Raw genomic sequence first — 12,272 nt, forward strand, 5'->3', positions numbered from 1 at the left:
TGTTTTTGCAGATCAGCGCAGGTTTCTGGGCTGTTGCCCTACTGCTCGTCGCTCCTCTCTGGTCGGTGTGTGGTCGGTGCTTCAGTGGCATCGGATGGTGCCGGCTGGCTTGCTTTGTCTCGCTCAATGGCAGCCAGAAGGCGTCGCGCATTCTCGGGAGAGCGCAGCAGGTAGTCCGTTTCAGTCGAAGATTCGTCGCTTTTCATGGCCGCATCTGCGTCGGCCATCTTTCGGCGGATCTCCGCGACCCTTTCTGCCCTCCGAGGGTTGGCCAGGATCCGGCGCAGGCGTTCCCCGCCGCGATCAACGAACTTCATTGTCTTCATCCTCCAACGTCGTCGCCCGGGCCCTCGCTCCGATGACGCAACGAGCGGCCACGTCCAGACGGTGCGCCACGTCGTCGAGGTCACTCGGGAACAGGCCAGCATAGTGGTTCAGGGTCGTTGCAGCGGATTCGTGGCCGAGGAGACGTGCGACGGCAACGACCGACGCGCCAGCTCGAATGGCGAGCGAAGCCGCGGTGTCGCGCAGGTTGTGGGGCGTGATGTCGAGGCCGAGGGCCGCAACCGCGTCATCGAACACGTCGCGCCGAAAGTTCCGGTTCCGGAGCGGTGTCGACGTCGCGGATGGGAAGACGAGTTCATCGGACCGTTTAAGCTCGCCGAATGCCGCGAGTTGCTCAGCGATGATGCCCGGGACCGGGACGGTCCGTGCCTGATGGTCCTTGACGGGAGACATCTCGCCGCGCGGAGCTTCTTCTGAGTACGCCCGAGCGACGCGCAGCGTTCGCTTGTCTAGGTCGATGTCTTCCCATCGCAGGGCGGCCAACTCACCCCAACGGAGACCGCAGTAGCCGGCGACCAAAATCAGCACTCGGTCCCGCGGTTCGGCCAAATGGCCGGCGAGCCGCCAGAGCTGATCATGCGTCAGCGGCCGTGGGTCGTTGCCCTGCACTTTCGGCAATCGGATACCTGCCGCAGGATTGCGGTGTATCGCCCCATCGCGCACGGCATGCTCGAAGACTCGCCGGAGAACACCTAGCGAGTGGCGTGCAGTCGCGGCTGATTGCTTGCGGGAGATGTCGGCGGCCCAGGCCTGCACCTCGGATGGCCGTACCGAAACCAGCGGCCGCCGTCCGAACGCGCCAGCGATCTGCTTTGCAACGACGCCGCGAATCTTCCGCTCCGTCGCCTGCGCCCGAGCAGGCTGAGCCGCCATCCAGATCTCGCACCATTCGCGGACCGTCCTCTCACCCGCCTTTGGATCTGCCCAGGCCCCGGTCTTCAGGGCGTCGACCTGTTTGCGTTCCCATTCCTGAGCGTCACGCTTGCGCGCGAATGTGCGAGAGGCAACGTACCGCCCGCGGTAATAGACCCTGGCGCGATACACGCGGGTGCCGTTGGGTCCCGATCTCGGCTCAATCACGCCGTCACCCGTCCAGGCGAGACTCTCGCCGCGAATCGAGCCAGGCTTCGACCTCCGCTGCGTCCCAACGAAGTGCCGTGCCAATGCGGATCGCAGGCGGACCGTCCCCCCGCAAGCGCCAGGCTCTGATGCAGCCCACCGAAACCCGAAGGCGCATAGCCACCTGATCGATTTTCAATAACTGTGGTTCCCCCGAAATCGTGGAGGGTTTCCTATGCCGCTTCCGGCTTGGTCTTGGATTCCCTGATCTCGTAGTTGACGGGCGAGAGCCCATCGGCGGCACTGTGCCGGCGTTGGTGATTGTAGAAGGTGTAGCACCAGTCGATAACCGCAGCCTGCGCATGAATGGTATCACGGAAACGATTGCGCGACAGCACTTCCCATTCCAGCGAGGAGAAGAACGCCTCCGCTGCGGCATTGTCGAAACACGACCCGACCCGGCCCATCGACTGCCGAATCCCCAACTGCCGGCACAGCGTGGTGAACGCGTGTGCGGTATAGGTGCTGCCGCGGTCGGTGTGGAATATCACCCGCTCGGACTGCTCATCGCGCCAGATCACCTGGCGGCCGCCGCGCGCGGCCACGGCCATCTTGATCGCCGCACACGCCAAGTCGGCATCCGGATGCAGGCCCATCGCCGCCCCCAGCAGCCGGCGGCTATAGAGGTCCAGCACGGTCGCCAAATACAGTTTCTGCCCGCACTCAGTGGGGATCTCGGTCATGTCACCGACCCACTTCCGGTCCGGCGCCGCCGCGGAGAAATCTCGTTGGACCAGGTCAGGGAACTTCGGTGCCGTCTTGTCCTGCTTGGTGAGCCCGTTACGGCGCTTGATCTGGCGCGCCACCAAACCCTGGCGGCGCATCGAGGGGCCACCGTCTTCCGACACCTCCCAACCCAGATCACGTAGATCAGCGATCAGCCGCGGCGACCCATGCAGCCCCTTGGCCGCGGTGAACGCCGCCGCCACTGCCGTATCGAGCGCGCGCGCGCCGATCGGTGTCGGTGTGCAACCCATCGGCGGATTCAGCACGGGTGATCCACTTGTAGAACCACGACACGCTGACACCCAACAGCACACATGTGATCGTATGCGGCACTCGATATTTGGTCCTCTGGTCGGCGATGAAACGTGCCACGCTCACTTCGTCGCCTCCTTCACCCACAGGACCACTGATCGCTTGAGGACATCGCGCTCCATCCGCAGCTCGGCGTTCTCGCTGCGCAGGCGTTTGAGCTCCTCGACATCGTCGCGGGACAACTCAGCCCGGCCCTCGCGGGCCTCGCGGTCCTGGGCCACCCAATTGCCCAACGTGCCCTCGTGGACCCCCAGGTCCCGCGCCACCGCCGCGATCGACTTACCCGTCTCACGCACGATCCGAACAGCCCCCTCACGGAACTCCCGGTCGTACTTCTTCCGCTTCTCTGACATCACTACCCCTTATAGCTGATGCCTCCACGGTCTCGGGGGAATGTCACCTTGTGGAGTTGCGCATCATCAACGAGCACCGGTTCGTCAGTCGCCGTACCGTCCCGGTACAAGCAGCTGACATCCGTTCGAAGGCCGGCTTGCTACTCGCGGCGGACCAAGAGGCCGCAGCCAGGATCACTACGGCCGCCGCTGGACTTAGCGGCCTCGCCTTTCCAGAATCGTCCGGAGGTGCCATTCAGGCAGTCGACTTCAAGCAGGCACCACCTGAAGAGCCCACACCCGAGCCGACTCCCGGCGAGCGGCATCCTGAGTACGAGGACCGCAAACCCAATGGTGAATGGGCGCCCGGCAACAGTGGCATTGACGGCGACGCCGAGGCACACAGAACATTCGACGAAATGGAAGAGAACGGCATCCCAGTCATCCGCGACAAGGTGGCGGTGCGCGTCGTCGACCCCGAGAACGGCCACACATACACTCGCTACTACGACGGACTGCGGCCGACCGGAAGACCGGGCGAGTACATCGGCATAGAACACAAGGTGAACAAGTCGCCCATCACGTCCAACCAGCAGACTGTTGACGACTTGGTCCGGTCTGGGGTCCCAGCCACGGGAAAATTGAACGGCGAACCGATTATCGTGAGTGATGTCCAGGTCATCCGCGTCGAGAGGGCACCCGTCGATGCCCCTGTCGTCGAGGGCGGACTCGACGAGAAGGTGATCGAATTCGCCCCGAAAGGCATCGATAACTGGGGAACTGAAATCACCCCCGAGCAGATGGAGGATGCAGGCTTTCCGTGGAACGTCATGGAGAAGTTCCTAGAACAGTCGAGGCCGCACGATTCCAAAGACCCGAAGGATTGGGCCTGACATCGTGTTAAAGCGAATCATGATGACGAGGAGCAGCTGCGATGAGTGACCGGCGGTCCGGCCGCACGACGCACGTACTGAAGTACAACGGCGGCACGTTCTCCATCGAGTTAGGTCCTCGAACCGACATCAACACGTTTCGCGAGCCGCTGAGTCGCTTCAACGGTACAAAGCCATGGGCACTCACACTTGTGCCGATACCCGAGACCATGAACTACGACGAGATGCTTGAGAAGAGGATCGAGCCGACACGATTTCTGCAGGCCGGAGGGTACGCCGACAGGATGACGGTTGAGATTCGTCGCGCAGGCGGCGATGAGTGGAACTTGGACTGCATCTGGGGTGTACTTGGCCATCAGGCGGACGGCGAGCAGCAGCTAGACGTGCCAATCAAATTGCCAGCGAGCACGCAGTTGGTAAGCAGTTCAGAGGTCTTCAAAGCTGAAGAAGCCGCCGAATTGTTCTACACCTACTTCAAGACCGGAGATATTCCGGATAACTATGCACTACGCCCGATTGGCGGCTGGACCGCTGAAGGCGAGTGGGTCAACCTCAGCCGCCGGCCAGCCAGCTAGTTGCGCTATCTACTTAGTTCTGAAGGGGCGTCCGCTGCGGGCGTGAATACCTCTGGGAATCTGAGCTCCGAGGCCTTTCCGGAGAATGCCGTTGACTCGGGTGCGCGCTCGACCATTCGGGCTATCGACGCAGAACAGAGTTGCCCGCTGAGGTGGGTCTTCAGGGCGGCGACCCCGTCGCCGTCGCTAACCGCTCCAAAAGCGAAGGCAGTTCGTCGAACACTTCGCCAGACGCCGTCACATTGGGCCGGGCACGCACCAATGTCCATCCCGATTTAGACGACAGCGTGTTCGTGGTTAGGTCGACATGTCCGCGCACAACCAGAGCAACACGAGGGTGGTCAAGTGCGATGAGCTTTCCACGCACCTTCGCATTAAGCAGATGCTTGCCTGTCGTGTCGATCGCCCAACAGAGACCTTCATCAACCCACCACAAGAAGTCCGGGTAAAACTTCGTCGATTCATCGACCTTCGCGGGAAGCGGAATACCGAAGCCTTGGGCAGCTGTGGCGGGGTTGCGAACCCACACGCCAACATTCAATGCGTCAAGTGCGACGGCGAATTCACGTTCGTCGTTGTTCAAGTCATTTGTTGAGTATTCACCGTGGGCAGCCCGCTTGAACGCCGCCATGTCCTTGCCGCGCGGGCGGTACTCGCCGACCGTAAACGTAGCCGTATCCGGATCAGGGTCGTCTTGATATTCGACGCCCGTTTCGTACATTTCGACTACTCGGTCACCAAGGACCTTGAGCTCAGTCTGCGCCACCGACCCGAGACACGAGAACTGTTGATATCCGTCACCCCTAAAAGTGTCCGGATGTATCGCATTAAGGCAGCCCCGGTTCCGATTCTGTATATGCCGACGAAGGTAAACGCCATTCTGCGTCCGAGCACTTCGAACAACATCGAGGTACTCATCGCGCTCCTGCTCTTCCCGTTCCAGCGACACAACCGTACGCCGGCCGCGCCCTGGGGCTCCGAGGCTTTCCTCGGGCCACTCGGACGCACGTGCCCCAATTGCCCTTACAGCTGCGGACATAGACGGGGCACGTAGAGTCCGCTTCGGCAGCGTCAGCCTTTCCTGCCACTCCTTTTTCAAGGGTATCGAAGGCAGAGGATCTTTTCGAGTCTTTACCTTAATAAGCGGAACATCTGGTTCATCTTCGGGCGCGTACAGGCGCATCTCCGCACGAAGTTCGCTCACCACAGCGTCGTACGACTCCGCGGGGACATTAAGAATCAACGTCGCAGTGTTCAGTATTTCATCGGCGAAGTGCTGCGCACCGGGTTGGCGAAGAACGCGACCAACTATCTGCTTGATCCGCACGTAGGACCGAGTAACCCCGTCGAAATAACAAACATAGGCTTCTGGGTCATCCCAGCCCTCTTGAAGCGTCTGGTTAAAAATAACATGCCTGTAGCGATCGTGGAGACCACTTAAGCTTGAGATCTTCTCTGCCTCTTCTGGCAAATCTTTCGTGTCGGTGTATACCGCTATTTCGTCGGCGGGTACACCGTTTGCCCGAATGAACCGCCAAATCTTTACAGGTGGCGGCTCTTCTATCGAACCCCGGGGCGAATTGCTACGTTCTACAACGTAAATTGCTCGCGGATGCACTGTCGCGCCTGCATCATCAGCAGCGGTCCTCAAGCGGGTCATGGTTTCGAGCACACCGATAAGGCTTTCATCAGTGCCACTTTGGAAGTCGATGAGTTCGACCGTAGTCTTGAGTAGCTCAGCCTCTACCACGTCCCGGGTTCGGACCCGAGCAACTCCAGCCGTTAGTAGATTCCTCCACCCGCCTTCACCCGCTTCAAGCGCTTCGGCCCACTTCGAGAACCGATCATTCATTACGGGTGTCGCTGATGCCATAAAGAAGCCTTTAGGGCGAAGATCAGCTAGCTGGTCGAGTTGCGTAGCGCTTTGATTGTGACTCTCGTCCGAAACCACCCATAATGGCCGCCGTAGATCATTCCTCAGTTGACTCCACGGCGAGGTATCGCCAGCCCAATCCTGATACACCCTGTGCAAGTTCAGGCGGGCATCGGCCGACCCAGGACCTCCCGCGCTCTCGGCCTCGTTCCAGGACGCGACTGTCAGCAGCCAAACCTGGATCTTTCACGTAATTGGCAGTCGATGGGTGTCGTGAATGTGAAAGGTGCGCTGCCTCAAGGATAATCATGGTTTCCATGCCGTAGCTATCCGAGAAGGGAGCGCACCTGACAGATGCACGATAACAGTGATTGGTCGAAGAGTCTGCGGTGTGGAGGTGCGCGGCGGCGATGCGGGCATGCGGGATGTGATCCCGCGGATGCTCGCCGACGCGACCGGACTTACCGAGGCGTTGTCGGCGGCGGTGTCGCGGCCGGAGGTGACCCACGACCGGGGCGCGGTGTGGCGCGACGTGGCGGTCGCGATCGCCGGCGGCGCGGAGAACCTGGCCGGGTCCGCGGTGCTGCGGGATCAGGGGCGACTGTTCGGGCCGGTCGCGTCGATCCCGACGATGTGGCGGTCGCTGAACGAACTCGACCACGCGGCGCTGGCGCGGATCGCGACGGCGCGCAACAAGACCCGGGAACGGGTGTGGGAGCTGATCGCGGCACGGCACGGCCGGATCCCGCCCGCGCGCACCTGCTACGGGGATCTGGGGCCGGTGATCGTGATCCGCATCGACGCCACCCTGGTCACCGCGCACTCGGACAAGGAGTGCGCGGCCGGGAACTCAAGGGTGGCTACGGTTTCCACCCGTTGACGGCGTGGTGTGACAACACCGGGGAACTGCTGGCGATCATCGCGCGGAAGGAAACGCCGGGTCGAACACCGCCGAAGACCACGTCGCGATCATCGACGCCGCGGTCGCCGCAATCCCCGGCGCGGTGGCGGCCCAACCTGCTGGTCACCATCGACGGCGCCGGGTCCAGCCACGCCGTCATCGAGCACCTCACCGCGCTGAACAACCGGCCGGGCTGGTCGGTGGCCTATTCGGTCGGGTTCGATCTGGACGAGCGGGCCCGCACCGCGATCGGCCACACCCCCGAGGATGTGCTCACCGGCGCTCGACCCGGCCGGCGATCCGCGCGAGGACGCCCAGGTGGCCGAGCTGACCGGGCTGCTGCGGGACTCCGCCGGCGGGGACCGGTTGGATGGCTGGCCCACCGACATGCGGATCCTGGTGCGGCGGGAGAACATCGAGCACGGCACCCAACTGTCGCTGTTCGAACAACTCAACGGATACCGCTACCAGGTGACCGCCACGGCCACCCGCGGCGGGCAGGTGCAGCGGCTCGAGGCCCGCCACCGGGTGCACGCCCGCGTCGAGGGGTTCATCCGCAACGGCAAGGCGACCGGTCTCGCCAGGTGGCCGTCGGCGTCATTCGCCATCAACACCGCCTGGGTCACCGCCGCCGCCATCGCGATCGACCTGCTGTGCTGGACCCGGCTGCTGCCCCTCGACGGGCCGCTGGCCAAGGCCGAGCCGCACACGCTGCGTTACCGGCTACTGCACGCCGCCGCCCGGCTCGTCTCCCACTCCCGCAAACTGATCCTGCGGATCCCCGAAACCTGGCCCTGGGCGCAGGAATTCGCCGACGCGTTCAACCGCGTCCTGGCCATCCCCTGACGCACCGCGCCGTTGTCACGACGACCCCAAAGTAAGGAGCGAACCACCCACCGGGACCGTGGAAACCGGCGCCACCGCACGACACGCGGCGCCGAGACATACCCGGAACCATGAAATCAAGATCAAGACGGCCGGTCAGCAACCGCCACCGTCCAACCCGGCCTACCGTGAAATTCTGAGGTCCACGATCCGTCTTCGTTCTCGGTAATTTGCGGGACAGACGTGTGGACGAACGCGAAGGCTCTCCCAGTGGTGCGCATGAAGTCTTCCAAGTTCGTCCGGTCTTCGGTATTTGCCATCAGTTATCCCCTGCGACATCCGTGCGATCTTTCTGAATTAACTCGGCGATCACGTTGAGCGATACAGGCGAAAGACCCCACGCATCAAGCCCAACGTGGATGGCGCGTTTGGCGAGTCGCTGTGAACTGTGGATATGACCGTGCAACAGCCAAGCACCGAGATCTGCCATCTTCCACTGGTTGAATCGGGAGTCGCGCGCGTTCTGTTCGTAAGTGTTGAGGTACGGGAAGTGTGAGAGCAAGATGTAGCGCCCGGCTAACTTGCGACGCGCTGACTGCTGAACAGAAGCAAATGTCTGTAGGTACGCCGGGAGCAATTTATGAGCATCGACGTGCATCGGATGGACACCATCGTGATTGCCCGCCACCAAGTGCTTGGTCCCCGGGCGGTCCGCGAGCCATGCGAGCGCACGCAGCTGACTGGACCGTCCGCCGCCCGAGATGTCACCGAGAACCCACACGACATCGTTGTCGCCTACGAGTCGGTCCCATCGTTCAGCGATCTCGGCGTCGTGGTCGGTCGTCTCGGCAAACCCACGGAGATTGGCTACGAGCCGATGACCGATATGGAGATCTGAGGTATACCAAGTTTCGGTTCTGAGCGTCATTTTCAGGTCTACGAGATCACGTGGGTCAGCCGACGTGATTCACGGTGAATCACCACGTGTGCCTCGTGGATCGGTGGTTGTCCAGTAAGGATCGGTCCAAGCGCGGCGTTCTGGAGACAGCGTGAGCGTTGTCCGACCTGGTGCAAGTTGGAGGACGGCAAAGCTCTCGTCGATTGACTGCCGAAGTGCTTCCGCTGCGTCAGCGTAGTCAGCGAGCCGACCGAGTAGCGCCCTGCAGTCGGCCACCCATTCGTCTTTCAACCGATGGGTCTGGGTTCGGCCGAGACGGGCGGCGCGCTTGTAGATTGTCCGTGGCGTTCGATTTGTACCGCCGGAAGAGTGGATATCGGTAACTCCGCAACCGGCTAGAGCCAGCGCGGAGTCCATCACTTCGGTGGCACGGGTAAGCATGCGGCCACGGGATTCTGTCAGAGCAAGGAGCTTGCCAAAGTTGGCCCGAAGAACTTCGATCACTGAATCATGTTCCGATACAAGCTTTATCAAGGACCTAGAGCCCAAGACTGAAGACGATGCCGCGCGCACGATTCGATCGTTGAGTTATGCAAGGCGCTCGCACTCAACCCGTTGAGTTCCACAAAGTGCGCCGATTGCGCTCCGGTTGGCGTCGAGGTCGGCTCGGAGAGAACGCAATTGAAGCGTAGCCTTCTCCGCGAACCTGGCCGCGGGTGACATCGCCAACACGGCGAGGGCGTCTTGGCGGACATCGTCTCTGGGGTCGTAGTAAGCGCGCACCGCGTCGCGGCGGATCTGCGGTAGATAGAGCTTCGCCTTTGTGAGGGCGGTTCCCGTCAGCGCGGACACATGTAGAAGATCACCAACCGTTGCGCCGGCCTGGAACGCTTTGGCGACGATATCGGGCGGCAGCGCAGGCAGCACCTGGGATATGCGGACCTCCAGATGATCTGTCATAGGGCGAGTGTAGGTCGCAGCGCCGACACGGCCAACAGATTTAGTCCTCTAGCTGGGTCTTTGAATACGTAGGCATGCCGCTGGAACGCTGTCCGCTCATCGACAACCATGGGTACATGAGCACGTTCGACCGTACCGGGTACGCCATCATATTTGGGTGTCAGTTCAGCAGCAGAGGTCATCAGTGCCCCTGTCAGGAAACTGGCGTGGCCGCAGCGGACGTACGCCGATTGGCGTCCCCAGTTGGCCTCGGGCTTCTTCGAGGTGGTCGATGATGTCTCTCGATCGATCTTGGGATTGCGAAATTCCCGACTTCCACCTTCCACTGCTCGCCCGTGTACGAGTTTCGATGACCCGAGCCCGGTTGGAACTCCGAACGAGGGTCAGTATTCCGCTCTGGCCTCAGAATTTCACGGTAGGCCGGGTTGGACGGTGGCGGTTGCTGACCGGCCGTCTTGATCTTGATTTCATGGTTCCGGGTATGTCTCGGCGCCGCGTGTCGTGCGGTGGCGCCGGGTTCCACGGTCCCGGTGGGTGGTTCGCTCCTTACTTTGGGGTCGTCACTTTGGGGTCGTCGTGACAACGGCGCGGTGCGTCAGGGGATGGCCAGGACGCGGTTGAACGCGTCGGCGAATTCCTGCGCCCAGGGCCAGGTTTCGGGGATCCGCAGGATCAGTTTGCGGGAGTGGGAGACGAGCCGGGCGGCGGCGTGCAGTAGCCGGTAACGCAGCGTGTGCGGCTCGGCCTTGGCCAGCGGCCCGTCGAGGAGCAGCAGCCGGGTCCAGCACAGCAGGTCGATCGCGATGGCGGCGGCGGTGACCCAGGCGGTGTTGATGGCGAATGACGCCGACGGCCACCTGGCGAGACCGGTCGCCTTGCCGTTGCGGATGAACCCCTCGACGCGGGCGTGCACCCGGTGGCGGGCCTCGAGCCGCTGCACCTGCCCGCCGCGGGTGGCCGTGGCGGTCACCTGGTAGCGGTATCCGTTGAGTTGTTCGAACAGCGACAGTTGGGTGCCGTGCTCGATCTTCTCCCGCCGCACCAGGATCCGCATGTCGGTGGGCCAGCCATCCAACCGGTCCCCGCCGGCGGAGTCCCGCAGCAGCCCGGTCAGCTCGGCCACCTGGGCGTCCTCGCGCGGATCGCCGGCCGGGTCGAGCGCCGGTGACCACACATCCTCGGGGGTGTGGCCGATCGCGGTGCGGGCCCGCTCGTCCAGATCGAACCCGACCGAATAGGCCACCGACCAGCCCGGCCGGTTGTTCAGCGCGGTGAGGTGCTCGATGACGGCGTGGCTGGACCCGGCGCCGTCGATGGTGACCAGCAGGTTGGGCCGCCACCGCGCCGGGGATTGCGGCGACCGCGGCGTCGATGATCGCGACGTGGTCTTCGGCGGTGTTCGACCCGGCGTTTCCCTTCCGCGCGATGATCGCCAGCAGTTCCCCGGTGTTGTCACACCACGCCGTCAACGGGTGGAAACCGTAGCCACCCTTGAAGTTCCCGGCCGCGCACTCCTTGTCCGAGTGCGCGGTGACCAGGGTGGCGTCGATGCGGATCACGATCACCGGCCCCAGATCCCCGTAGCAGGTGCGCGCGGGCGGGATCCGGCCGTGCCGTGCCGCGATCAGCTCCCACACCCGTTCCCGGGTCTTGTTGCGCGCCGTCGCGATCCGCGCCAGCGCCGCGTGGTCGAGTTCGTTCAGCGACCGCCACATCGTCGGGATCGACGCGACCGGCCCGAACAGTCGCCCCTGATCCCGCAGCACCGCGGACCCGGCCAGGTTCTCCGCGCCGCCGGCGATCGCGACCGCCACGTCGCGCCACACCGCGCCCCGGTCGTGGGTCACCTCCGGCCGCGACACCGCCGCCGACAACGCCTCGGTAAGTCCGGTCGCGTCGGCGAGCATCCGCGGGATCACGTTCCCGGCATGCCCGACCACATCGCCGCCGCGCACCTCCACACGCAGACTCTTCGACCAATCACTGTTATCGTGCATCTGTCAGGTGCGCTCCCTTCTCGGATAGCTACGGCATGGAAACCATGATTATCCTTGAGGCAGCGCACCTTTCACATTCACGACACCCATCGACTGCCAATTACGTGAAAGATCCAGGTGGACGGCGCGATACCCGGGCGCGGAATGGGATGTCAGCGGCGCGAGTGAACAATCCGCTCGCGACCAACTGGGCCTCGAACTGCGTAAGCGGATGAACGGCGCTGTCGACAACGATTGGCAGACCGTCGCGCTCCGGGAGCACTTTGCTCAAGGGCCAATCGCCGGTGTTTACGAGTTGGACCCCGAAACCACAGCGAGAATCCACAACCCGCCGAATTTTGGCGCGCTGGAGGCGGCGTTGGCGGCAATCCATCAGCGCCGCATTCGGCCGGATATGTAGTGGCCGCTGCAAATTCCGCCGCCTTGAGTGACGCTCACCGGCACCTGGCTTCGATCGCGAATATCAACGTCACTGACCTCGGCTTGCGCCGTGTCCATCGGGACTATGTCGCTGGT

General features: G+C 62.8%; 14 protein-coding genes and 2 pseudogenes. 5 read left to right on the forward strand and 11 right to left on the reverse strand.

Annotated features, from left to right (window positions below; translation table 11 throughout):
- Positions 1–38 precede the first annotated feature (38 nt).
- From G6N07_RS19910 to G6N07_RS15260, 5 genes and pseudogenes are all read right to left on the reverse strand, one after another.
- Positions 39–317 carry a type II toxin-antitoxin system Phd/YefM family antitoxin gene (locus tag G6N07_RS19910; protein ID WP_197913027.1) on the reverse strand — a complete coding sequence of 93 codons (279 nt, stop codon included), beginning with the start codon at positions 315–317 and terminating at the stop codon, positions 39–41.
- A complete protein-coding gene (locus G6N07_RS15245; RefSeq protein ID WP_235849528.1) occupies positions 304–1,389 on the reverse strand; it encodes a tyrosine-type recombinase/integrase in 1,086 nt (361 codons plus the stop codon). The genes G6N07_RS19910 and G6N07_RS15245 overlap by 14 nt, the downstream gene beginning before the upstream one ends.
- A gap of 40 nt (positions 1,390–1,429) precedes the next feature.
- Positions 1,430–1,699 carry a helix-turn-helix transcriptional regulator gene (locus tag G6N07_RS21070; RefSeq protein ID WP_085187977.1) on the reverse strand — a complete coding sequence of 90 codons (270 nt, stop codon included), beginning with the start codon at positions 1,697–1,699 and terminating at the stop codon, positions 1,430–1,432.
- Positions 1,638–2,568, reverse strand: a pseudogene (locus tag G6N07_RS15255) (IS3 family transposase). The gene G6N07_RS21070 and the pseudogene G6N07_RS15255 overlap by 62 nt, the downstream one beginning before the upstream one ends.
- Positions 2,565–2,855 carry a transposase gene (locus G6N07_RS15260; protein WP_163784219.1) on the reverse strand — a complete coding sequence of 97 codons (291 nt, stop codon included), beginning with the start codon at positions 2,853–2,855 and terminating at the stop codon, positions 2,565–2,567. The pseudogene G6N07_RS15255 and the gene G6N07_RS15260 overlap by 4 nt, the downstream one beginning before the upstream one ends.
- A 50-nt stretch (positions 2,856–2,905) precedes the next feature.
- Here G6N07_RS15260 and G6N07_RS15265 point away from each other — a divergent pair, with 50 nt between their 5' ends.
- Positions 2,906–3,727 (forward strand): hypothetical protein, encoded by an 822-nt coding sequence (locus tag G6N07_RS15265; RefSeq protein WP_085192114.1) that lies wholly within the window; start codon positions 2,906–2,908, stop codon positions 3,725–3,727.
- Between the two features lie 41 nt (positions 3,728–3,768).
- On the forward strand, positions 3,769–4,302 hold the full coding sequence (locus G6N07_RS15270) for a hypothetical protein (RefSeq protein ID WP_085192115.1): 534 nt from the start codon (positions 3,769–3,771) through the stop codon (positions 4,300–4,302).
- 160 nt (positions 4,303–4,462) lie between these two features.
- Here the strand turns inward: G6N07_RS15270 and G6N07_RS15275 are convergent, their stop codons facing one another.
- A complete protein-coding gene (locus tag G6N07_RS15275; RefSeq protein ID WP_133055562.1) occupies positions 4,463–6,253 on the reverse strand; it encodes a DEAD/DEAH box helicase in 1,791 nt (596 codons plus the stop codon).
- A gap of 319 nt (positions 6,254–6,572) precedes the next feature.
- Between G6N07_RS15275 and G6N07_RS19975 the strand changes: the two genes are divergently transcribed.
- Positions 6,573–7,055, forward strand: a complete 483-nt coding sequence (locus G6N07_RS19975; RefSeq protein ID WP_220096640.1) for a hypothetical protein — start codon at positions 6,573–6,575, stop codon at positions 7,053–7,055.
- On the opposite strand, the gene G6N07_RS19980 is transcribed toward G6N07_RS19975, so the two are convergent.
- Positions 7,036–7,236, reverse strand: a complete 201-nt coding sequence (locus G6N07_RS19980; protein ID WP_220096641.1) for a hypothetical protein — start codon at positions 7,234–7,236, stop codon at positions 7,036–7,038. The two genes, G6N07_RS19975 and G6N07_RS19980, sit on opposite strands and share 20 nt — an antisense overlap.
- 107 nt (positions 7,237–7,343) lie before the next feature.
- Here G6N07_RS19980 and G6N07_RS19985 point away from each other — a divergent pair, with 107 nt between their 5' ends.
- Positions 7,344–7,922, forward strand: a complete 579-nt coding sequence (locus G6N07_RS19985; protein ID WP_220096642.1) for a transposase — start codon at positions 7,344–7,346, stop codon at positions 7,920–7,922.
- A 298-nt stretch (positions 7,923–8,220) separates the two neighbouring features.
- Here the strand turns inward: G6N07_RS19985 and G6N07_RS15285 are convergent, their stop codons facing one another.
- From G6N07_RS15285 to G6N07_RS20745, 4 genes and pseudogenes are all read right to left on the reverse strand, one after another.
- The gene (locus G6N07_RS15285) at positions 8,221–8,829 is read right to left on the reverse strand and encodes a metallophosphoesterase family protein (protein WP_085192474.1); all 609 of its coding nucleotides are present in this window, start codon (positions 8,827–8,829) and stop codon (positions 8,221–8,223) included.
- A 558-nt stretch (positions 8,830–9,387) separates the two neighbouring features.
- The gene (locus G6N07_RS20490; protein WP_235849923.1) at positions 9,388–9,759 is read right to left on the reverse strand and encodes a hypothetical protein; all 372 of its coding nucleotides are present in this window, start codon (positions 9,757–9,759) and stop codon (positions 9,388–9,390) included.
- A 595-nt stretch (positions 9,760–10,354) separates the two neighbouring features.
- On the reverse strand, positions 10,355–11,215 hold the full coding sequence (locus G6N07_RS20740; RefSeq protein WP_263858044.1) for a transposase: 861 nt from the start codon (positions 11,213–11,215) through the stop codon (positions 10,355–10,357).
- Positions 11,208–11,756: pseudogene (locus G6N07_RS20745) on the reverse strand (transposase); the annotation flags it as partial. The gene G6N07_RS20740 and the pseudogene G6N07_RS20745, both read right to left, overlap by 8 nt.
- 211 nt (positions 11,757–11,967) lie before the next feature.
- Here G6N07_RS20745 and G6N07_RS20495 point away from each other — a divergent pair.
- Entirely contained in the window at positions 11,968–12,156 is a 189-nt protein-coding gene (locus G6N07_RS20495; RefSeq protein WP_244949069.1) for a hypothetical protein, read from the forward strand.
- The last annotated feature ends 116 nt before the right edge of the window (positions 12,157–12,272 follow it).

It is taken from the genome of Mycolicibacterium doricum (assembly GCF_010728155.1).
GTDB classification, from domain to species: Bacteria; Actinomycetota; Actinomycetes; order Mycobacteriales; family Mycobacteriaceae; genus Mycobacterium; species Mycobacterium doricum.

Excerpts from the sequence above, each read along its gene's own strand:
- G6N07_RS19985 (WP_220096642.1), top strand. The coding sequence starts at position 7,344 with ATGTGCTCACCGGCGCTCGACCCGGCCGGCGATCCGCGCGAGGACGCC.
- G6N07_RS19910 (WP_197913027.1), bottom strand. The coding sequence starts at position 317 with ATGAAGTTCGTTGATCGCGGCGGGGAACGCCTGCGCCGGATCCTGGCC.
- G6N07_RS15270 (WP_085192115.1), top strand. The coding sequence starts at position 3,769 with ATGAGTGACCGGCGGTCCGGCCGCACGACGCACGTACTGAAGTACAAC.
- G6N07_RS20490 (WP_235849923.1), bottom strand. The coding sequence starts at position 9,759 with ATGACAGATCATCTGGAGGTCCGCATATCCCAGGTGCTGCCTGCGCTG.
- G6N07_RS15285 (WP_085192474.1), bottom strand. The coding sequence starts at position 8,829 with ATGACGCTCAGAACCGAAACTTGGTATACCTCAGATCTCCATATCGGT.
- G6N07_RS19980 (WP_220096641.1), bottom strand. The coding sequence starts at position 7,236 with ATGACGGCGTGGCTGGACCCGGCGCCGTCGATGGTGACCAGCAGGTTG.
- G6N07_RS21070 (WP_085187977.1), bottom strand. The coding sequence starts at position 1,699 with ATGGGCTCTCGCCCGTCAACTACGAGATCAGGGAATCCAAGACCAAGC.
- G6N07_RS15260 (WP_163784219.1), bottom strand. The coding sequence starts at position 2,855 with ATGTCAGAGAAGCGGAAGAAGTACGACCGGGAGTTCCGTGAGGGGGCT.
- G6N07_RS20495 (WP_244949069.1), top strand. The coding sequence starts at position 11,968 with ATGAACGGCGCTGTCGACAACGATTGGCAGACCGTCGCGCTCCGGGAG.